The sequence below is a fragment of the Flavobacterium aestuarii genome, from assembly GCF_040049115.1.
Classification (GTDB): Bacteria; Bacteroidota; Bacteroidia; order Flavobacteriales; family Flavobacteriaceae; genus Flavobacterium; species Flavobacterium aestuarii.
Window position 1 is genome coordinate 21,260 of the sequence record NZ_JBDLZZ010000002.1, and the last position, 20,494, is coordinate 41,753.

The following is a 20,494-nucleotide window of genomic DNA, read 5'->3' on the forward strand; positions in this document are numbered from 1 at the left end:
TTTACCAATAAATAATTTGAATCAATGAATAGATACATCACCTTGTTCTGCATAACCATAATCAATTTTGCAGTTGCATCAGGCTGCAGCAGCGATGATAAAAAATCAGATACTACTGCACCTCCGGTTACCGAGACTTTTAAGCCTGTTCCCATCGAAAAAACAAACAGTACCAAAATCTACATGCATTATATGGCTTGGTTTGAAACCAATGAAAGCAGTGCCGACCACAAATGGGGCTATCATTGGACTATGGCAAACAAAAATCCGAATAATGCAGATGCCAATGGACGCAGAGAAATTGCATCGTACTATTATCCGCTTATTGGTCCGTATCATTCGGGAGATAAAGAGGTGATCGAAAATCATTTGTTAATGATGAAATATGCAGGAATTGACGGAGTTTTAATTGATTGGTACGGCACTTATGATCTTAATGATTATAAAATGGTCAAAGAAAATACCGAACAGCTTATTGCCATGCTCGATGATGCAGGTTTAGAGTACGCCATCGTGTATGAAGACCGGTTTCTAAAAAATATTGTAGACGCAGGTTTAGCGCCGACAGTTACCAGTGCTGCAAAAACAGATTTAAGTTATATGCAGAGCCATTACTTTGGAGATTCTAATTATATAAAAATCAACAGTAAGCCATTATTAATGAATTTTGGACCAATTGTTTTAACCACTGCAGATGAATGGACAAATGCTTTTAGCGGCCTGAGTACAAAGCCAGTATTTTTAACCTTATGGGATCACTCCTCCAAAGCGGGAGCTAATGCGTCTGGAGAATACGCATGGGTATACAAAGACAATACCTATTTAAGTAATTTTTACACTAATACACTTCCTAAACTTTCAGTTGGCATGGGTGGCGCTTATCCCGGATTTCATGATTTTTATAAAGAGGGTGGAGCGGGAGATGCCATAGGCTGGACTATTGATCATAACAATGGCGCAACTTTGGACGAGACATTAGCAATGGCGAAATCTGCCAAGGTTAATTATCTTCAATTAATTACATGGAATGATTTTGGAGAAGGAACCATGATTGAACCAACCAAAGAATTCGGGTATTCGTATGTCGAAAAAATTAAAGCTTTTGCCGGAGTAAAAAACACCAGCAGTTCGTTTTCTGAAATTAGCAAGCTTTATAATTTGAGAAAAGAAAAGAAAGGCAATACAGATGCGCAGCAAAAACTGGATAAAGTATTTGGCTATTTTGTGCCCATGCAGCCCGATAAAGCCAAACAATTATTAAGCGAGATAAAATAAAAGTTATAAATAATGAAAAAAACAATATATAGATTTTACCTGATTGGCTTTGTGTTTGCATTGTCATTGTCTTGTAATGCAAAAAAAACATATTCGATTACCTCCCCAAGTAAAAAGAATGAATTGCAGTTTTATTTGACAAAGACAGGACAGCCTCAATATAGTTTTTCCGCTAATGGGAAATCGGTCATAGAGCCTTCATTGCTAGGTTTTGAATTTGAAGGAATTCAAAAAATGACCGAAGGATTTGAAGTAATAAAAGTGGATGAAAACAAAGTAGATACGTCCTGGGAACAGCCTTGGGGCGAATTTAAAAAAGTCAGGGATCATCATAATGAACTAATCATTCACTTGAAAGAGTCAAAAGGCGAGCAAAGATTAGTAGATATTATCTTTAGGGTTTTTGATGACGGCTTAGGATTTAGATATTCTTTTCCAAAACAGCCTCATTTGGATAAGGTAAAAATTTCGAATGAAATTACGCAGTTTTCATTCCCTTTTGATAACGATGTATGGTCAATTCCAGTTCATAGAGATAATAGTTATTACGAAAGTGAGTATAAAAAAACACTTATGAGTAAAACAGATACTATTAATACTCCAGCCACGTTTGAGACCAAAGACAAACTGTTTGTAGCAATTCACGAAGCCAATCTTACTGATTTTGCCTCGATGACATTATTAAAATTAAAAGGCAATCAATACAAAAGTGATCTTGTGCCGTGGGCTGATGGAGTCAAAGTATATGCGCAGACACCATTTGTGACGCCTTGGAGAACTATTATTGTGGGTGAAAACCCAGGAGATCTGGTAACGTCAACTTTAATGCTGAATCTGAATGAACCTTCAAAAATTACTGATGTGTCCTGGATTGAAACTTCAAAATACATTGGTATCTGGTGGGGAATGCATCTCGAAAAATACACTTGGGGACAAGGTCCAAAACATGGAGCGACCACTAAAATCACTAAAGAATATATTGATTTTGCTGCCAAAAATAATTTAGATGGTGTTTTAGTCGAAGGCTGGAATGTAGGCTGGGACGGAGACTGGACTGCCGATGGCAATGCTTTTAGTTTTACAAAACCATATCCAGATTTTGATTTGGATGAAATAACCAATTATGCTGCGCAGAAGAAAGTTCGGTTAATAGGACATAATGAAACTGCCGGTGCCTCTCAGCATTATGAAAGCGAATTGGATGATGCCTTTAAGCTTTATAATAAGTTAGGAATGAATACTGTAAAAACGGGTTACGTAAATAAATATCTGGACAAAAAAGAATGGCACGACAGCCAATATGGTGTTCGGCATTACCGAAAAGTAGTTGAAACTGCAGCAAAATACCATATTATGATTGATAATCATGAACCTGTAAAAGGAACAGGTCTGCAGAGAACATATCCAAATCTTATGTCAGCCGAAGGCGGAAGAGGGCAGGAGTACAACGCATGGTCTGCAGATGGCGGTAACTCTCCAGAGCATACTACTATTTTACCATTCACAAGAATGCTTTCAGGCGCAATGGATTATACTCCGGGTATTTTTAATTTTGATTATAAAACACCAAATAATGCTAAAGTACAATCCACATTAGCAAATCAATTGGCTTTATATGTTATTTTATTCAGCCCTTTGCAAATGGCCGCTGATCTCCCTGAGAATTATGAAGGGAAACCAGAATTTAAATTTGTTAAGGAAGTGCCGTGTATCTGGTCTGAAACTAAAGTGCTGGATACCAAAATTGGAGAATACACCACTATAGTCCGCAAGGATTGGGAGGGGAAAAATTGGTATCTGGGTTCTATCACCAATAGAGATGCCCGAAAATTATCAGTTTCTTTATCTTTTTTAGAAGAAGGGAAAAAGTATCAGGCCGAAATATATGCTGATGGTCCAGGAGCAGATTATAAAACGAATCCTTATCCAGTAACTATTGAATCTAAAATTGTCGATAGTAAAACGGTATTAGATTTAAATTTAGCTTCTGGTGGCGGTACTGCTATAAAGTTTACGCTGCAAGAGTAATTATGCATACCTTTATAGTAACAAAACCCGCCTCGAAAGAAGCGGGTTTTGTATTTTATATTGAATGTGTTTTTACTACGGATTAAATGTGAACCCAATACTAAAAAACAGTCTTGTTTTGTCGATATTGTTTATCCATGAAGTGTCAAAATGAATAGGTCCCAAAATGGATTGATACGAAATGGCTGCTCCTCCAGACAATAACAGGCTTGTCTCTATATTTTGATCCCAATTTCCTTTTGGAGAAAATACTTTGCCGATGTAATCATTAAAATTATCAAAACCTACCGATGCGATATTAAAATGCGGAGTTACATATAGTTTTCCTTTTACATTCATTTGTGCACCAAGTCTGGCTCCTATGAATTGAGTAACGTTCAGCTCGTCTTCATTAAGGCCAGGAAAAGAAAAACGGTTACTGCCGGAACTTGGTATGATGCCTCCTAAAAAATATTTGGCTGCATAGCCATAATCCGAAAAAGAGGCTTGACTGTCCTTGAGTTTATCTTGAAAAATAAAATACGAATCAAATCCAATCATTCCTGTAATTTTTCTTTTCAGGACTGCTCTTTTTTCAAAACTGAATCCAAACTTTGTATAACCATTAGTTGAACCAGAAACATTGCTCAAGTTTGGATCAGAAAATGAGATGTCGGCGTTTGTAAACAGGGAACGGCTTATATTGGCTTTTAAAATAGTTCCATTTGTGGCAAAGAAAACCTTGTCCATATCATTATAGGAATAATGCAGATTTATTTCTGAATCGTCAAAATTGTAGTGGCGGATGTTAAAAACATTTGGGTTGTAGTCAGTGTCGTATTTGGGTTTTAAATTAGTATAGTGGTAATTTAAACCAAAACCGATGTAGCTTTTCAGAGAGCTTAAATTCCTGTTTATTTCATTATTGAATTCAAATGCATTATAAAGCATATTGTCTGCCGACTCACCATCTATAAAGATTTCCTGTCTTAAAAAGGCGCCATAAAGCTCTGATCCCCACCACCAGTCTTTGTTTTTTCCAAAATTTTTCTGAAAATCAATTCTCGCTTTTGGCTGTTCTGCAATATCAGCTGTAACAAGTAAACGGGAAGATGTAGCAAGCACATTTCGGGCGGTATAATTCAGGATTAATCCAACTCCTCTGTAAGTGTCATAATGTAAAGAGGCATTGACTTGATTTTTGGCTTGTTCAAAACCATTTAATTCAATACCTAATTTATTTTTATCTGTTATGAAATAACTATATGTGATTTGACTAAAAAGATTCGTTCCCATGGCTCTATTGAGTCCTTTTATTAAATCTCTCGTGGTGTATTTTGTATTGGTTTTTAGATTTGTCCTGGCTGCTACCAGAGGAATGTTTTCCTTGCTTATGTTTTTGTAGACAATGGAGTCAAGGATAAACTCATTAGCCATTTTTGGAATTTCATGGGTGCGTTGCGGATAACTTTTTAATTTTGCAGCCAAAGCAGTCAAAGCAGGTAAATTTTGAGCTGTAGCAATTTTCCCATCCTTGTAAATTTCGTCGCTTTCGGCAAAATCAGCCGTAGAGAAACGCAAGTTAGGCAAATGATCTACCAAGATGTCACAGAGCGCACGGTTAGCTGGATTTTTAATATTGCTGGGAAACATACTGGTTTGCATCAATACCGTCGTAAAACTATCCAGTTTTTCTATAGGTTCCATACCACCGCCAACATCGCTTCCAATTATAATGTCGGCACCCAGCTGCTTTGCAATATCTGTTGGGAAATTATTCATCACTCCGCCATCAACCAGAACGGTTTTTTCATAATTCATTGGTTTGAAAACAGCAGGCAATGACATGCTGGATCGCATTGCAAAAGCCAAACTTCCTTTGCTTAAAATAACCTCTTTTCCTTCAACAAGATCGGTAGCCATAGCTCTAAACGGAATAGGGAGGCTGTCAAAATCCTTAACATTGTAAACAGGAAAGGTTAATTCTGAAAGATATTCTCTTAAATTTTGGTCATTCAATATCGAACTTACGCTGTTGGGTTTTCCGTCCTTGATTCCAATACCTGCCAAATATCGCTGATACTCACTTTTTTCTTCGTTGCTTACATCGTTTAGGGCAAGACCACCGCCCAGTACTTTGTCCCAATCGATGCTTTTGGTGATTTTTTCGATGCTGTCCCCCGAATAGCCCATTGCATATAATCCGCCTATAATGCTGCCCATACTATTCCCGACGATAAGATCTGGAACAATGTGCAAAGAATCCAGTTTTTGCAAAAGCGGAATGTGTGCAACTCCTTTGGCACCGCCACCACTTAATACCAGTACAACTTTGGGTTTCTTTTCTTGAGAGAAAAGGATTTGGCTAATAATAAAAACAAATAAAAAGGAGAGAGTGAGGGATTTTTTCAAGGCTGTCAGTTTTGAATAGGTTGAGCAATAGTGGTTTGTTTTTGTGATTTTAAAATTAGTTAGTTATTTGGAAACGGACAATTTTTTTCTTGAAAATGTTAAGAAGTTATAAAGTGTAAAAAAAACAAAGCCCTCACGCCAATGTGAGGGTTTCTGTATAAGTTATTTGTCGTTATAGTGTCCTAAAGCGGAAATGATAATTACCACTATTTCATGGTCAATAATCTCATATATTAATCGGTCCTTTTTGTTAATTTGTCTAGACCAGATATTGTCTTCTTTATATTTTAGTTTTTCAGGTTTGCCAATTCCAGTTGTTGGGTGTATTTCTAGTTCTAAAAATATTTTTTCGATTTTTGAAATGTCTGTTTTCTTGCCAGACTTTTTAATTTTAGATAAATCAGCAAGTGCTTCTTTGCTTATTTCTATTGAATATCTGCCCATATATTTTTGGTATCTACTTTGGTGTAGTTTTTTTCTCTGTAGGCAGAATCTTGAAAATTTTCGTGGTGTTTTTCAAGTCTATCAATAATTTCGGGATTTGTAATTTCATTGTTTTGCTCAATTACTTCTACATCAAAAGCCTTCAAAATTTTTTTGATGATTGTAATTTGAGAAATGTCTTTTATGTTTACAGTAAGTGTAGTCATTTTTATAAGTAATTATAATACAAAGGTATAAAATATTTTAGCCTTTAATAAGTGCTTAATTTTTAATTTTTTTTAATTCAGTTTTTTTAGCTTCTAATTCGCTAATTTCAAAATACCTGTTGAACATATCAAAACCATATAATGGAACAATGTCCATCATATATTCTGCTGTCTTTTTTTCATTGGATTCGTGAAAAATAAATAGAGGTAAATAAGATTCTGTTTTTAATAGTTTCTCCCTGACTGATATAATACAATGTTCTAGTTCTTTTTTGTTTTCAGGTTTCATTTTGGAACCAAAAATTATTCCCGTTAATTGTTTTTGATCGTAATAAAAAGTTCTGTTTCCAATGAGTCTTTTTTGTAGATCTGAATCTGTCCACCAATCATATTGAATAATTCTATATTCCTTTTCGTATTTCCAGCTTTTATACTTTATAAGAAATGAATTGTATTTTTCTTTCCAATGTTTTAATCTTTTTTCTTCTGTTATTGTTTCGCCTAATAAACTTGGCATTGTATAGAAGCCGTTAGTTTTGATGCATTTATTTTTATATTTCACTTCTTTTAATTCATAATCACTTTCTAGATGTTTTTTTAGCAGATTATTACTTTGAATTTTATTATTTTCAAAATCAAAAATTAAGCAAAATCCTGTGTGATAATATGCATAATGGGATCACATAATAGGATCATCACATTCTTTGGAAAATGAAGCAAGATAGCAATATCCTCCAGCGCAACTAATAATGAAATACTTTAATTTTTTTATAAAACTTTCAGAAATAGCAATCGATTCAGGAACACGAAATGTATCTAATACGATGTCTTTAAAATATTTTGAATCTATTTTTTCTATTAACTGGTCATAAAACAAATCTTCGGAAGCTAAAAATCTTGCTATTAAATCAACATTTAAATCGCTTAAATTTAAAAAACCGAAACTTTGACTTATTAGACGTTTTGTTAGGTTTTTATACCTTTCAAAATCACCTTTGAAAAAAGACGAATTTTTAGTATCATAAGGATCATTGAGTTGATCTTTATCTACAAAGAAAATTTCACCATATTGGAGTTCTTTGAGAGATATTGGACTATAAGTTCTAAATCTAAAAAATGAAGTTGACGAAATTATGCTCATAGATATGATAATTTAATCTTTTTGATTAAGGTGTTTAATTCTTCCAAATATAGCTAAACAAAAGATATAGCGAATAAGCCTCATCTTAAAGTTTTTTACGTAAGATCACGCCCCAATAAAAAACCCTCACATCACTGTAAGGGTTCTAAATATGAAATCATAAATCGCCAATCAGCAATCTAAAATCTTTTAGTATCTATAATATTCTGGTTTGAATGGACCTTTAACTTCAACACCGATATAAGCTGCTTGGTCGTCACGTAAAACTTCCAATTCAACTCCTAATTTAGCTAAGTGCAAGGCGGCAACTTTCTCATCCAAATGTTTTGGCAGCATATAAACTTCGTTTTTGTAAGCTGCGCTGTTGTTCCATAATTCAATCTGAGCCAAAGTCTGGTTCGTAAATGAATTACTCATTACAAAACTTGGATGACCTGTAGCACAGCCAAGGTTTACCAAACGACCTTCAGCCAAGATGATGATATCTTTTCCGTCGATGTTGTATTTGTCAACCTGAGGTTTGATTTCGATTTTTGAAGCACCGTGGTTTTTGTTTAACCAAGCCATATCAATTTCGTTATCAAAATGTCCGATGTTACAAACAACAGTTTTGTCTTTCATTTTTTCGAAGTGGCTTCCCACAACGATATCTTTATTTCCTGTAGTTGTAATGATAATGTCAGCATTAGCAATTACAGTGTCTAATTTTTTAACTTCGTAACCGTCCATTGCAGCCTGTAAAGCACAAATTGGGTCAATTTCAGTAACTGTTACGATAGAACCGGCACCTCTGAAAGAAGCTGCAGTTCCTTTTCCAACGTCACCGTATCCGCAAACAATTACTCTTTTTCCAGCAAGCATTAAGTCAGTTGCACGACGAATAGCATCAACTGCAGATTCTTTACATCCATATTTATTATCAAATTTAGATTTGGTAACCGAGTCGTTAATGTTGATTGCAGGCATTGGCAATGTTCCCGCTTTTACTCTTTCGTACAATCTGTGAACACCAGTAGTAGTTTCTTCAGAAAGACCTTTGATTCCAGCAACCAATTCTGGGTAACGGTCAATAACCATGTTAGTCAAATCTCCACCGTCATCAAGAATCATATTCAATGGTTTTCTGTCTTCGCCAAAAAATAAAGTCTGCTCAATACACCAGTCAAATTCTTCTTCATTCAGGCCTTTCCATGCGTAAACTGAAATTCCGGCAGCAGCAATAGCAGCAGCAGCCTGATCCTGAGTGGAGAAAATGTTGCAGGAAGACCAGGTAACTTCAGCTCCAAGAGCAATCAAAGTTTCGATCAAAACTGCAGTCTGGATTGTCATGTGCAGACATCCAGCGATACGAGCACCTTTAAGAGGCTGCTCATCTTTATATTCAGCACGAAGCGCCATTAAACCTGGCATTTCAGCCTCAGCCAATTCAATTTCTTTTCTTCCCCAAGCCGCTAGAGAAATGTCTTTTACTTTGAAAGCCACATAAGGCGTAGTCGTTGTACTCATTTATAGTATATTTGTATATGTAAAAATTTTTGCAAATTTACATAATAACTTATTATTTAAAAAGCATTCGAGAATATTTATGAATTGTTTAAGTTCCTAATCGAAAGTATTTTAGATTGCAGATTAACGATTTAGGATTTTTGATTTAAGAAAAGCCAGGTAATATGGAATTCTGAAATTTATTTGTAATCCATATCAGAAATCTAAAATCTAAAGTCAGAAATCTAAAATCTTTATGCCACTTTATAAAACCATAAGCGTAAGCCCGGCAACACAAATCCTGATTTGGAAAGTAACCGAATCTTTTGACGAATTGCGTTCGCAGGTAACTTTAAAGCCCAAAACCCAAAAAAGGTTAAACGGAATGAAATCCGAAATGCATCAGCGTGCTTTTTTGAGCGTCCGTATGCTGCTGCTGCAAATTGGAATGAATGATTTTGATCTGCATTATGACGAATTTGGGAAACCGTATCTGGATGGTCAGCGTTATATTTCAATTACGCATTCCCACAATTTTGCTTCAATAATTATAAGCGATAAAACCGTAGGAATCGATATGGAATTACAGCGCGAAAAAATTATCCGTATCGCAGATAAATTTGTAAGCGAAAAAGAATTGAAGCGTTTGCAAAATTTTGATAATCAAGAATATATTAAAAAATTGACAGTGAAATGGGGAGCCAAAGAAGCTATTTTCAAAATCCGTAATGAAAAAGGCATCAGTTTCAAAGATCACATTCAGGTGGAACCTTTTTCTTTAACCGAAAATCAGACACAGGCGTGTCTTCTTTTTGATAATTTAAGGCTGATGTTCGAAGTTAATTATCTGGAAATTGAAGACTTTACTTTGGTGTATGCTTTCGAAAAATAGTCAGGGTCTGAAATTTTGAATTTTTGGAAGAAAATTTTTTTATGCATCTTTGCGTTTACTAAGTGCATCCCTGTGAAATAATTTATGATATCAATCTATAGCCGAATTCTGCAATCCAAACTAGAAAAGCAAAAATTATTAGCCATTCTTCTTGATCCTGACAAAATTCATTGGGACGATTTAGGGTATTTAATTGAAAAAATAAATCAGTCGCCAGCCACACATATTTTTATTGGCGGAAGCCATGTTCAGAATAATATTCTGGATGATCTGGTTATTGCTTTAAAACAAAAAATAGATCTGCCTATTGTTCTTTTTCCAGGAAATCCATCTCAGATTTCGGATAAAGCCGATGCAATTTTATTTTTATCCTTAATATCAGGACGAAATCCGGATTATCTGATTGATCATCAAGTTGACGCGGCTCCTATTATTAGGAAGACGCAGCTGGAAATTATTTCAACAGGATATATGCTTATAGAAAGCGGGGGAGAAACAGCCGTAGAACGGATCAGTAAAACAAAACCAATGGATAGAACCAATCTCGATTTAGCTCTTGCTACAGCACAAGCTGGCGAAATGCTGGGTAATAAGTTAATTTATTTAGAAGCAGGAAGCGGTGCCAAGCAAGCTGTTCCTTTGGAAATGATTGAAAGAGTGGCTCAAAATATTGAAATTCCACTTATTGTTGGCGGCGGAATCATAGATTTACAAGGTATTCAAAATGCGTATGCAGCTGGAGCTGATTTGGTTGTTATTGGCACAGCTTTTGAAAATAATGCCGAATTCTTTAATACAGTAAAAAAATAGGCTATTATGTTCGATTACTTATTTGCACAATATAATGGCTACCCAGTTCACGAAGTATATTTAGAACTCATTGCAGTTTTTTTTGGGCTGTGCAGTGTGTGGTATGCCAAGAAAGATAACATTTTAGTCTTTCCTACAGGTTTAATCAGCACCTCTATATATGCTTACTTGCTTTGGCAATGGAGTCTGTTGGGGGATTCTATGATAAACGTTTATTATTTTATAATGAGTATTTATGGCTGGTACCATTGGACTCGTAAAAAAGACAATGTTGTTGAGTTTCCCGTATCGCAGATGACAGGCAAAGAGAAAGTAATGGCTATGCTTATTTTTGTGTTAACTATTGTTTTTGTGGTTGTTGTGTATCTATATTTTAATAAATTTACGAGCTGGTTTTCGTACTTGGATACCTTGCTGACTGCTGTGTTTTTTGTTGGAATGTGGCTAATGGCCAAAAGAAAAATTGAAAACTGGATTTTTTGGATTGTAGGAGATTTACTTTCTATACCACTTTATTTCGCAAAAGGATATACCTTTACCAGCTTTCAATATATAATATTTACAATTATTGCCGTATACGGTTATTTAGAATGGAAGAAAATCTTAAACAGCTCGCAAAGTCTGGAGCTTCACCAATAATAAAAATTGCCATTTTTGGACCAGAGTCTACCGGGAAAACTACTCTGGCAGCACAGCTCGCCGAATATTATAAAACGGTATGGGTTCCCGAGTTTGCACGTGATTATTTACAGGAAAAACTCGATAGCGGTCGTGGTATCTGCGATATCAATGATATGCTGCCCATTGCCTATGGACAGACTAAGCTGGAAAATGACAGTGCATTAGCTGCTAATAAATATCTTTTTTGCGATACTAATCTGTTAGTAACAAAGGTTTTCTCTGAACTGTATTATAATTTCTGTGATTCATTATTGGATAAGGCTGCGCGTGCGCATCAATATGATTTGTTTTTTCTGACAGATATTGATGTCCCTTGGGAAGATGATGGTTTGAGAGACAGCCCAGATGGAAGAGAAACTGTTTTTGAAGTTTTTAAGCAATCTTTGATTGACAATAAAAAACCTTTTATAACCATTTCTGGAGACAAAGATACGCGTTTGAAAAAAGCAGTTGCTATAATTGAAGATTTGGCTATGGCTTTGCAATTAGGATTTTCTTCGTTTGATTTTTTACAGATTCACCAGCATGGCATTCCATTAGAAAATATAAAAAGACAGCTCCATATTTTTAATGAAGGTGTTCAGAAAATTGTTTTAGTCAATCCAGCAACTTTAAATCATGGAATACTAAAATTATCAGATAACGACTTTGAACAGAAAGCCAGTTTTTTTGATGCCAATAAATCAAGCCTGAAATTGCTGAAATTTGTTCCTGCGTCAGGTGCTGCTACAAGAATGTTTAAGTTTTTAAATGCTTTTCTTAACGAATTTGATTTAGGGAATGAAACCATTAACGCATACATTAATAGAAAAAAATGTATTGAATTATCGCTTTTTATTGTAGGCATGGAAAAATTTCCTTTTTTTGAAGCAGTAGACAAAAAGCTTCATGAGATTTATCCAGATTTTAATTCATTAACACGTGATTACAAGAATTATTACTTTATAAAAACGCTTTTATCACCGGAACATTTTGACTTCGCAAATAAACCAAAAGGAGTTTTGCCTTTTCACAAATATGCTACTTCAATTGCTGCTCCTGTAGAGGAACATTTGCATGAGTGTGCTTTTTATGCAACTTCTTGTAATCAATCTAATTTGCATTTAACAGTTTCTGAAAATCATAAAGAACTGTTTGAGGCAATTATTAAAGAAGTCAAATACAAAGTTGAAGCAAAATCTAATTCAAATATAGATGTTAGTTATTCTTTTCAAAAAAAGGAAACTGATACTATTGCGGTAGATTTAAAGAACAAACCGTTTCGTGATGAAAAAGGCATGTTGGTTTTTCGGCCTGGAGGACATGGAGCTTTGATAGAAAATCTAAATGGAATAGATGCCGATATTGTCTTTGTAAAGAATATCGATAATGTGATTCAAAATAATGTTCATAAAATTTCCTTCTATAAAAAAAGTCTTGCTGGCATTTTGTTGGAGCTTCAGGGTCAGACTTTTGAATATTTGAAAGAATTGGACGAACATGAAATCACATCTGAAAAAATAAATGAAATTTTGTTTTTCCTCAAAGAACGATTAAATATTGAATTGAATGATGACTTTTATAAATTCAGACTTAAAAACCAAGTTGTCAAATTGAAGGAATTGCTCGATAGGCCTATCCGTGTCTGCGGAATGGTTAAAAACGAAGGGGAACCTGGTGGAGGACCATTTTGGGTAAGAGGAAATGATGGCAGGCTTACTTTGCAAATTGTAGAAACTTCGCAAATTGATTTAAAGAATAGCGAACAATTGAAAATGCTGGAAAATGCAACACATTTTAATCCAGTGGATTTAGTCTGTGGTTTAAAAAATTATCAAGGCAAAAAGATTGATTTAAAAGAGTATGTAGATCCCGAAAGCGGTTTTATTGTACACAAGAATCATGCAGGAGTTGATTTAAAATCTTATGAGCTTCCAGGGTTGTGGAATGGGGCAATGGCTAATTGGCTGACTGTTTTTGTTGAGATCCCCTTATTTACTTTTAATCCTGTAAAAACTGTGAATGATTTATTAAAACCAGCGCATCAGCCTTTGTAAAAATGGAAATTCAAGGTATTCTTTCAGAAGTGAAGTATAAAGCAGTCCGAAGCAGTGGCGCTGGAGGACAGAACGTTAATAAAGTTTCGTCTAAAGTGGTGCTTACTTTTGACTTGCGCAATTCATTGGCACTTTCTGAAGAAGAAAAATTAGTTTTGGAAACAAATTTGCAGCATCGCCTGACTTCAGATTTAATTCTGATTTTAAATTGTGATGAAGACCGAAGCCAGCTTAAAAACAAGGAGATTGTCACTAAACGTTTTTTGGATATTTTAAAGAAAGGGCTGCATGTTCCAAAAGAGCGAAAACCTACTAAAATTCCAAAATCTGTCATACGAAAAAGAATTAAAGACAAAAAGAATATTTCTGAGATTAAGAAATCACGAAGAAAACCGGATTTTTAAATTTATCACCATTTCATAATTCATAACTCATAATTTATAATTAATTTTGCATTGTCTCAAAGGGGTGCTCTAAATAACGAGCTGAGATCATACCCAAAGAACCTGGGCGGGTAATGCTGCCAAGGGAAAAAACGACAGAAAAATAGCGTTTACACTATCTATTTGCCGTAGAACAGCCATTTATTAATTTAAACAAAAGAATAATTCCCCCTTTTATTCGTAAATCATTTACGGATGAATAATTTTAATCAATTACAAATTACGAATTGTAAATTACAAAAGAATTCAAGTAATTTCAATTTTAGAGTATCGAGAATCTCCTTTTCTTTTCTCTTTTCTCTTTTTTCTTTTTTCTCTTTTTCACAAGTAAAAGACACAACAAAGGTTAATCAATTGGATGAAGTGCTGGTTTCAGCACTAAGGGTTACTACAAAAACACCAGTAAGTTTTTCTAATATGAGTAAGGAAGAATTGGCCGCGCGAAATCTTGGTCAGGATATTCCGGTGTTAATGAATTACCTGCCTTCTGTGGTAACTACTTCAGATGCTGGTAATGGCTTAGGTTATACAGGGATTCGTGTTCGCGGCAGTGATGCGACTCGTGTCAATGTAACGATAAACGGAATTCCTTATAATGATTCTGAAAGCCATGGGACTTATTGGGTAAATATGCCTGATTTTGCTTCTTCGGTACAGAGTTTACAGCTGCAGCGCGGTGTTGGAACTTCTACAAACGGAGCTGGTGCTTTTGGAGCGAGTTTGAATATGCTGACAGATTCGTATTCGCAAAAAGCTTCGGGGGAGATTGCTAGTTCTTTTGGAAGTTTTAATGCTTTTAAAAATACTGTAAAATTCAGCACTGGTCTGATGAATGATCATTTTGAAATTGCAGGACGTTTATCGGCTTTAAAATCGGATGGTTATGTAGACAGAGCCAGCAGTGATTTGAAATCGTATTTTCTGCAGGGAACTTATGTAGGGAAAACTACTTTAATTAAAGCTTTGACTTTTGGCGGTACCGAAAAAACGTATCAGTCATGGAACGGAATTGATGCAGATAAATTGGCAGATGACAGAACCTACAATTCTGCTGGAGAATTTACTGATGAATTTGGAAAAACTCGTTACTATGATAACGAAACTGACAACTACCAGCAAGATCATTATCAATTGCATTGGAACGAAAAAGTATCCGATAACTGGAGCACAAATTTAGCTTTTCATTACACTAAAGGCAAAGGCTATTATGAAAATTATAAATATAATGAACCAGTAGAAGGATATGGTGCAATTGAGCCTACTAAAATGGTTGAAAATAGTGATGGAGATTTAGTCCCAGGTACTGATTTAATTCGTCAAAAATGGCTGGATAATGATTTTTATGGAACTACTTTTTCAGCAAATTATACAGCAGATAAACTAGATGTGATTCTTGGCGGCGGATGGAATAAATACGAAGGAGATCATTTTGGAAAAGTAATCTGGTCGAGATATGCTTCTAAAAGCGAACTCGGAGATCATTATTACGATGATTTTGCCACCAAAACTGACGGGAATGTTTTTGCAAAAGCCAATTATCAATTGCTGGAAAATTTAAGTGTTTATGGAGATTTACAGTATCGTAATGTGCGATACAAAGCGAATGCTGCAGAAACAGGTTTGGTTGATGATAATTTTAATTTCTTTAATCCAAAGGCTGGACTTACATTTAATGTTAATGAAAAAAATGCTTTGTATTTTTCATATGCCAGAGCAAATCGCGAACCTAACAGAACGGATTATGAAGGAGGGACTGGTGTAAAGCCTGAAAAGCTAAATGATTATGAACTGGGCTGGAGATTGAAATCAAAAGGGATTCAGATTAATTCTAATGTATATTATATGAAATATAAAGATCAGCTGGTTTTGACAGGAGAACTGGATGAAGTTGGTTCGCCAATACGCAAGAACAGTGGCGATAGTTATAGATTAGGATTGGAAGTTGACGCGGTTATTAAATTTGCAGAAAAGTGGTCTATCGCGCCAAACTTTACATTAAGCAGTAATAAAAATGTTGATTTTGTTTCTGATGCCAGCGGAAGTTTAGTTGATTTAGGGAATACTAATATTGCTTATTCTCCTGATTTTATTGCAGGAAATATTTTGACTTTTGTGCCAATAACTGCATTAAGAATAAGCTGGCTGTCTAAATTTGTAAGTGAACAATACCTTAATAATATTGATGATAAAAGCGGTAAATTGAAAGATTATTTTGTAAATGATTTAAATGCTTCTTATGAAATAAAAATGAATTCAGTTTTCAAATCTATAGGAATTAATGTTTTGGCTAATAATATATTTAATGTTGATTATGTTTCTAATGGAGCTGATTATGGAGGAGGTTATGTTTATTATTTTCCGCAGGCAGGGGCTAATTTCCTGGCAGGATTAACTTTGAAGTTTTAAACAGGAAAATTTAATAATCTTCAGGAATTTTCAAGCCCAACATTAAAAGGGAGCGAATCACCAGTGCGATGATTTGCTCCCTTTATTTTATGGTGGCACGCCAGTAGTTTTAGTTATAAATACGAATTTGTGTTTCGTTTATTACCTGGACGCGGTATTGTTTCATTGGGTAAGTTACGGCTGTAGTTCCCTGCCCTGTAAATAGATTATATTCTTTGCTGTCACACGCACAAAGCGCATTAATTCCTTTGAGGGTCATAGTAGAACAGCTGCTGAGCTCCTGATTAGGACAGGCAGCATCAAAAGCGTTGTAACCCGAACCTGTATTAAAAACGATTATGCCTCTTACGCCTGCGTCCGAATAATAAATACCATTGCCAGGGCTTTTAAGATTTAAATAAAGCGGTAAATTCAGGTTGAGGTCTACTGAGAAAGTGTAATTAGGGATATAAGGGTTTTTATTGGAGTTTTCATTGTCACTGCATCCGATGAAAAATAGAGATGTAATAAGTAATAGAATGTATTTTTTCATTATTTAAAATTAAGTCCAAAGAATTAGTGAAACAAATTTAATTTATTTAACTTTGAATCTGTTATGATTAACAAATTATTGTAATCTAAAAATAAAAATATACTATCTTTGTGGAAAGAAATCCCGTCCTGATGGGATTTTTTCTATTTTATATAAATGATGAAATTATGAGCGCAATATCGTATTACACAGCGGAAGGATTAAAAAAATTAAGAGAAGAATTAGATTATTTAAAAAGTGTGATGCGTCCAAAGGCATCTCAAGATATAGCCGATGCAAGGGATAAAGGAGATTTGTCTGAAAATGCAGAATATGATGCAGCTAAAGAAGCACAAGGAATGCTTGAAATGAGAATCGCAAAATTGGAAGAAATTCACGCCAATGCAAGACTGATTGACGAGTCTAATCTAGATTTGTCAAAGGTTTTAGTACTATCTAATGTAAAAATAAAAAACCAAACCAATGGTATGGAAATGAAATACACATTGGTAGCAGAAAGCGAAGCTGATTTGAAAACCGGAAAAATTTCAGTAACATCTCCTATCGGGAGAGGGCTTCTTGGCAAAAAAGTAGGCGAAGTTGCCGAAATTACCGTACCTAATGGTGTTTTGAAGTTTGAAATTCTGGAAATTTCAAGAGAGTAGTTTTTTAAACGTTAAGCCGGTTGACTGTTTATCTGTTTAATTGATTGAAGAAATAATAACTAAGGAAATAAACGATGAGTTCTATATTCACTAAAATAGTAAACGGCGAAATACCTTGCTACAAAGTTGCCGAGGACGAAAAATTTTTGGCTTTTTTGGATGTAAATCCAAATGCTAAAGGACATACACTTTGTATTCCGAAGCTGGAAATAGACAAGTTTTTTGATATTGAAGATGAACTTTATCTTGGCTTGATGGCTTTTTCAAAAAAAGTTGCAGTTGCATTAGAGAAAACTGTACCATGTTTACGAGTAGGAATGGCTGTTATAGGTCTGGAGGTACCACATGCACATGTTCATTTGATACCATTAAATGAAATGGGTGAGATGACTTTCAGGCATAAAGTAACTATGACAAAAGAAGAGTTTGAGGCTTTAGCGATTAGTATTCAAGCAAATTTGTAATAAATATAAAAGCTGAAAACACAAATCTTTTAAGTATAATTTTAAAAGGTTTGTGTTTTTTTATGCTTAAAAAATAATGACAATGAGACGTATATTTTTGTTTTTAATCTTTACATGTATTTGTTCAGGCCAAGCCAAAAGCCCTTACGCTCTGATAGATGCCAAAATGGATAAAATTCCGGCAGATTTAAGTACATCTACTGATGGAATTGCTGGTTATATCAATGAAAATTTTAAATCGGAAACGGACAAAATCCGAGCCGTTTTTTATTGGACAGCATCCAATATCAGTTATGATATTGAGAATATTGCCTCTGTTGACTTCAAGGAAATTCCTCCCGATAAAATTAAAAACACGTTATTAACAAAGAAAGGTGTTTGTATTCATTATGCCGAAGTCTTTAATGATATTGCCAGAAAAGCTGGTATAAAAACTTATATTATACAAGGTTATACAAAACAAAACGGCAATGTAGACATACTCTCGCACGCTTGGTGTGCTGCAAAAATTGACAATGTATGGTGGCTTTTTGATCCTACTTGGGGCGCGGGTTATGTCCAGAATATGAAATTCTTTAAAAGAATAAATAACCTCCATTATAAGGTGGCTCCAAGCCAATTTATTACAACACATATGCCCTTCGATTATTTATGGCAGTTTCTGAACTATACCGTGACAAATCAGGAATTTATAGATGGAAAAACTGAAATAAATAAGACCAGGCCGAAATTTAATTTCGCAGACCAAATTGAAGAATATGATCGAATGTCAGAAGCTGATAAGGCAAGAACTGCTTTAATCCGAATTCAGAATAACGGCGTCAAAAACAAATTGATTCAGGAAATGGTTCAATTTAAAAAGAGTGAAGTGGAAGCCCTGCAAAATAATGATGCAATGGCAAAAATGCAGGTTATCAGTGAAGATTATAATCAGGCGGTAGCACAGTTTAATGATTTTATAATGTACAGAAACAATAAATTCAAACCGCTTTTGCCTGATGAAGCAATTAAGGAAATGATAGAAACACCGAAGCAAAAAATCTTAGATTGCCAAAATCGGATTTATAAAATTGGGAAGTTTGATGATAATAATCTGGTGTATGTAAAATCATTAAAAAAATCAATAATCGATATTTTAAAAAAGATAGAAGAACAGGAAAAATTTGTGAATGATTATTTGGGTAAAAGTAAATCAGCCCGAAAAGGAATGTTCACTAAAGTAACATGGCATGGTGTTCCTTTAAATTAGGTATTCGAAAATGAATCTTAAGAGTTGTTTTTTAAAAATACAACTTGCATGGTAGTCCCTTTGCCTATTTCGGAGTGGAGCACTTTCACGGTGCCTTTGTGATATTCTTCCACAATTCTGCGGGTTAAAGACAGTCCTAATCCCCAGCCTCTTTTTTTGGTAGTAAAACCTGTTTCAAAAATAAGCTGAAACTCCTTTTTTGGAATACCGCTGCCTGTATCGGTTACGTTTATTTTTATATGTTTATTATCTTCCTCGATTACCAGCGATAATTTTCCTCTTCCTTTCATGGCATCAATCGCATTTTTAACCAGATTTTCGATGGTCCAGCTATGCAAAGTTGGATTAAGCATGATGTTTACAGGCTTTGCAGGACCTTTGAATGTAAATTCGATTTGGTTAGAAAATCGGGAAATTAAGTAATTGTAAGATTGCTTGGTTTCTTCGACAACATCTTTTAACTCCAATTTTGGTTCGGAGCCAATTTTCGAAAAACGATCTGTAATGGTCTGTAAACGCTCAATGTCTTTTTCAATTTCAGTTGTTACAGATTCATCAATATTATCGAGTTTCAGAATCTCCAGCCAGCCTATCAGTGAGGAAAGCGGAGTTCCTATCTGATGAGCTGTTTCTTTGGCCATTCCTGCCCATAATTTATTTTGAGTAGCTACTTTGTGATTAAGGTAAAAGTTATAAATCAGGATGCCACAGAGTACAATAATTAAGCATAAAGCTATTGGATAATATTTTAGTTTGCCTATCAGAGAGGAATCCCCATAATATAATTGCTGAAATTTTCCTGGAGCATAAACAATCTGAATGGGTTCATTTTCGTTTTTCAGTTTTTCAAGATATGCCAGAGCTTTTTCTTTATCTTTTAAAATATCTTCGTCAACATTAACTGAATTGATTATAACATTATTTTCGGTCAGTATTGTTGGAATGGTGGTGTTGTTATTGAAAATCTGCAAAGGCAAATCGACTTCGGTATTGGCTTGGGCATTGATTAATGTTTTTTCGGCAGTTGCCCAAAGATTCATTTTTATTCTTTCCTCATGTTTAAAAATTTGAAAAAAAGTATAAGTATTCCACAGGATAATTGTAATTATCAAAAAAGAAATAAAAATAATAATCCAGCGGATTGGATTTCTGTTTTCAGAAAAATTCATAAAAGTAAATTTGTGGTATAAATATAACGAAATATTACATCTGGGATTGTGTTGGCAAAAATGATTTTTTGAGAGTTTTTATGTTGATTTGTGTAATGATTTTTTTTAAAATTGATATGATAAGGCAATTGTCTCAGCATTAATTACAGAATAATCTATAATCCTGTTGCTATTTTGTTATTTTTGTCTAAATAAAAA

General features: G+C 34.5%; 18 protein-coding genes and 1 pseudogene. 11 read left to right on the forward strand and 8 right to left on the reverse strand.

What is annotated here, in order from left to right:
* Positions 1–24: 24 nt before the first annotated feature.
* Both ABEG11_RS02025 and ABEG11_RS02030 read left to right on the forward strand, forming a co-directional pair.
* Positions 25–1,275 carry a glycoside hydrolase family 99 protein gene (locus ABEG11_RS02025; protein ID WP_348822537.1) on the forward strand — a complete coding sequence of 417 codons (1,251 nt, stop codon included), beginning with the start codon at positions 25–27 and terminating at the stop codon, positions 1,273–1,275.
* A 12-nt stretch (positions 1,276–1,287) separates the two neighbouring features.
* Entirely contained in the window at positions 1,288–3,303 is a 2,016-nt protein-coding gene (locus tag ABEG11_RS02030; protein WP_348822538.1) for a glycoside hydrolase family 97 protein, read from the forward strand.
* A gap of 75 nt (positions 3,304–3,378) precedes the next feature.
* Here the strand turns inward: ABEG11_RS02030 and ABEG11_RS02035 are convergent, their stop codons facing one another.
* The 6 genes and pseudogenes from ABEG11_RS02035 to ahcY all read right to left on the reverse strand — a co-directional run bounded on the left by ABEG11_RS02035 (position 3,379) and on the right by ahcY (position 8,991).
* The gene (locus ABEG11_RS02035) at positions 3,379–5,694 is read right to left on the reverse strand and encodes a patatin-like phospholipase family protein (RefSeq protein WP_348822539.1); all 2,316 of its coding nucleotides are present in this window, start codon (positions 5,692–5,694) and stop codon (positions 3,379–3,381) included.
* Between the two features lie 162 nt (positions 5,695–5,856).
* On the reverse strand, positions 5,857–6,138 hold the full coding sequence (locus tag ABEG11_RS02040; protein ID WP_348822540.1) for a Txe/YoeB family addiction module toxin: 282 nt from the start codon (positions 6,136–6,138) through the stop codon (positions 5,857–5,859).
* Positions 6,120–6,344 (reverse strand): hypothetical protein, encoded by a 225-nt coding sequence (locus ABEG11_RS02045; protein ID WP_348822541.1) that lies wholly within the window; start codon positions 6,342–6,344, stop codon positions 6,120–6,122. The genes ABEG11_RS02040 and ABEG11_RS02045 overlap by 19 nt, the downstream gene beginning before the upstream one ends.
* Positions 6,345–6,399: 55 nt before the next feature.
* Positions 6,400–7,011, reverse strand: a pseudogene (locus tag ABEG11_RS02050) (DUF2971 domain-containing protein); the annotation flags it as partial.
* Positions 7,012–7,023: 12 nt separating this feature from the next.
* Complete coding sequence (locus ABEG11_RS02055) at positions 7,024–7,485, reverse strand: hypothetical protein (protein ID WP_348822542.1); 462 nt, start codon at positions 7,483–7,485, stop codon at positions 7,024–7,026.
* A gap of 189 nt (positions 7,486–7,674) precedes the next feature.
* Positions 7,675–8,991 (reverse strand): adenosylhomocysteinase, encoded by a 1,317-nt coding sequence (gene ahcY / locus ABEG11_RS02060; protein WP_348822543.1) that lies wholly within the window; start codon positions 8,989–8,991, stop codon positions 7,675–7,677.
* Between the two features lie 235 nt (positions 8,992–9,226).
* Here ahcY and ABEG11_RS02065 point away from each other — a divergent pair, with 235 nt between their 5' ends.
* The 6 genes from ABEG11_RS02065 (at position 9,227) to ABEG11_RS02090 (ending at position 16,238) form a co-directional block, all read left to right on the forward strand.
* Positions 9,227–9,862 (forward strand): 4'-phosphopantetheinyl transferase family protein, encoded by a 636-nt coding sequence (locus ABEG11_RS02065; protein WP_348822544.1) that lies wholly within the window; start codon positions 9,227–9,229, stop codon positions 9,860–9,862.
* 84 nt (positions 9,863–9,946) lie between these two features.
* A complete protein-coding gene (locus tag ABEG11_RS02070) occupies positions 9,947–10,672 on the forward strand; it encodes a phosphoglycerol geranylgeranyltransferase (RefSeq protein WP_348822545.1) in 726 nt (241 codons plus the stop codon).
* 6 nt (positions 10,673–10,678) lie between these two features.
* Complete coding sequence (pnuC, locus tag ABEG11_RS02075; protein ID WP_348822546.1) at positions 10,679–11,311, forward strand: nicotinamide riboside transporter PnuC; 633 nt, start codon at positions 10,679–10,681, stop codon at positions 11,309–11,311.
* Positions 11,263–13,389 (forward strand): DUF4301 family protein, encoded by a 2,127-nt coding sequence (locus tag ABEG11_RS02080; RefSeq protein ID WP_348822547.1) that lies wholly within the window; start codon positions 11,263–11,265, stop codon positions 13,387–13,389. Before pnuC ends, ABEG11_RS02080 begins: the two co-directional genes overlap by 49 nt.
* 2 nt (positions 13,390–13,391) lie before the next feature.
* Entirely contained in the window at positions 13,392–13,793 is a 402-nt protein-coding gene (gene arfB, locus ABEG11_RS02085; protein ID WP_348822548.1) for an alternative ribosome rescue aminoacyl-tRNA hydrolase ArfB, read from the forward strand.
* A 234-nt stretch (positions 13,794–14,027) separates the two neighbouring features.
* On the forward strand, positions 14,028–16,238 hold the full coding sequence (locus ABEG11_RS02090) for a TonB-dependent receptor (RefSeq protein ID WP_348822549.1): 2,211 nt from the start codon (positions 14,028–14,030) through the stop codon (positions 16,236–16,238).
* 109 nt (positions 16,239–16,347) lie between these two features.
* On the opposite strand, the gene ABEG11_RS02095 is transcribed toward ABEG11_RS02090, so the two are convergent.
* Positions 16,348–16,770, reverse strand: a complete 423-nt coding sequence (locus tag ABEG11_RS02095) for a hypothetical protein (protein ID WP_348822550.1) — start codon at positions 16,768–16,770, stop codon at positions 16,348–16,350.
* A 167-nt stretch (positions 16,771–16,937) separates the two neighbouring features.
* Here ABEG11_RS02095 and greA point away from each other — a divergent pair, with 167 nt between their 5' ends.
* The 3 genes from greA to ABEG11_RS02110 all read left to right on the forward strand — a co-directional run bounded on the left by greA (position 16,938) and on the right by ABEG11_RS02110 (position 19,127).
* A complete protein-coding gene (greA, locus tag ABEG11_RS02100; RefSeq protein WP_194643974.1) occupies positions 16,938–17,414 on the forward strand; it encodes a transcription elongation factor GreA in 477 nt (158 codons plus the stop codon).
* Between the two features lie 74 nt (positions 17,415–17,488).
* Positions 17,489–17,878, forward strand: coding sequence for an HIT family protein (locus ABEG11_RS02105; protein ID WP_348822551.1), 390 nt, complete (start codon positions 17,489–17,491; stop codon positions 17,876–17,878).
* 82 nt (positions 17,879–17,960) lie between these two features.
* A complete protein-coding gene (locus tag ABEG11_RS02110) occupies positions 17,961–19,127 on the forward strand; it encodes a transglutaminase domain-containing protein (RefSeq protein WP_348822552.1) in 1,167 nt (388 codons plus the stop codon).
* Positions 19,128–19,144: 17 nt separating this feature from the next.
* Here ABEG11_RS02110 and ABEG11_RS02115 read toward each other — a convergent pair whose 3' ends face one another.
* Positions 19,145–20,296 carry a sensor histidine kinase gene (locus tag ABEG11_RS02115; protein WP_348822553.1) on the reverse strand — a complete coding sequence of 384 codons (1,152 nt, stop codon included), beginning with the start codon at positions 20,294–20,296 and terminating at the stop codon, positions 19,145–19,147.
* Between the last annotated feature and the right edge of the window lie 198 nt (positions 20,297–20,494).

What these genes read in the sequence shown, in the direction of transcription:
- ABEG11_RS02025 (WP_348822537.1), top strand. Translation starts at nt 25, where the DNA reads ATGAATAGATACATCACCTTGTTCTGCATAACCATAATCAATTTTGCA.
- ABEG11_RS02030 (WP_348822538.1), top strand. Translation starts at nt 1,288, where the DNA reads ATGAAAAAAACAATATATAGATTTTACCTGATTGGCTTTGTGTTTGCA.
- ABEG11_RS02040 (WP_348822540.1), bottom strand. Translation starts at nt 6,138, where the DNA reads ATGGGCAGATATTCAATAGAAATAAGCAAAGAAGCACTTGCTGATTTA.
- ABEG11_RS02045 (WP_348822541.1), bottom strand. Translation starts at nt 6,344, where the DNA reads ATGACTACACTTACTGTAAACATAAAAGACATTTCTCAAATTACAATC.
- ABEG11_RS02055 (WP_348822542.1), bottom strand. Translation starts at nt 7,485, where the DNA reads ATGAGCATAATTTCGTCAACTTCATTTTTTAGATTTAGAACTTATAGT.
- ahcY (WP_348822543.1), bottom strand. Translation starts at nt 8,991, where the DNA reads ATGAGTACAACGACTACGCCTTATGTGGCTTTCAAAGTAAAAGACATT.
- ABEG11_RS02065 (WP_348822544.1), top strand. Translation starts at nt 9,227, where the DNA reads ATGCCACTTTATAAAACCATAAGCGTAAGCCCGGCAACACAAATCCTG.
- ABEG11_RS02070 (WP_348822545.1), top strand. Translation starts at nt 9,947, where the DNA reads ATGATATCAATCTATAGCCGAATTCTGCAATCCAAACTAGAAAAGCAA.
- pnuC (WP_348822546.1), top strand. Translation starts at nt 10,679, where the DNA reads ATGTTCGATTACTTATTTGCACAATATAATGGCTACCCAGTTCACGAA.
- ABEG11_RS02080 (WP_348822547.1), top strand. Translation starts at nt 11,263, where the DNA reads ATGGAAGAAAATCTTAAACAGCTCGCAAAGTCTGGAGCTTCACCAATA.
- arfB (WP_348822548.1), top strand. Translation starts at nt 13,392, where the DNA reads ATGGAAATTCAAGGTATTCTTTCAGAAGTGAAGTATAAAGCAGTCCGA.
- ABEG11_RS02090 (WP_348822549.1), top strand. Translation starts at nt 14,028, where the DNA reads ATGAATAATTTTAATCAATTACAAATTACGAATTGTAAATTACAAAAG.
- ABEG11_RS02095 (WP_348822550.1), bottom strand. Translation starts at nt 16,770, where the DNA reads ATGAAAAAATACATTCTATTACTTATTACATCTCTATTTTTCATCGGA.
- greA (WP_194643974.1), top strand. Translation starts at nt 16,938, where the DNA reads ATGAGCGCAATATCGTATTACACAGCGGAAGGATTAAAAAAATTAAGA.
- ABEG11_RS02105 (WP_348822551.1), top strand. Translation starts at nt 17,489, where the DNA reads ATGAGTTCTATATTCACTAAAATAGTAAACGGCGAAATACCTTGCTAC.
- ABEG11_RS02110 (WP_348822552.1), top strand. Translation starts at nt 17,961, where the DNA reads ATGAGACGTATATTTTTGTTTTTAATCTTTACATGTATTTGTTCAGGC.
- ABEG11_RS02115 (WP_348822553.1), bottom strand. Translation starts at nt 20,296, where the DNA reads ATGAATTTTTCTGAAAACAGAAATCCAATCCGCTGGATTATTATTTTT.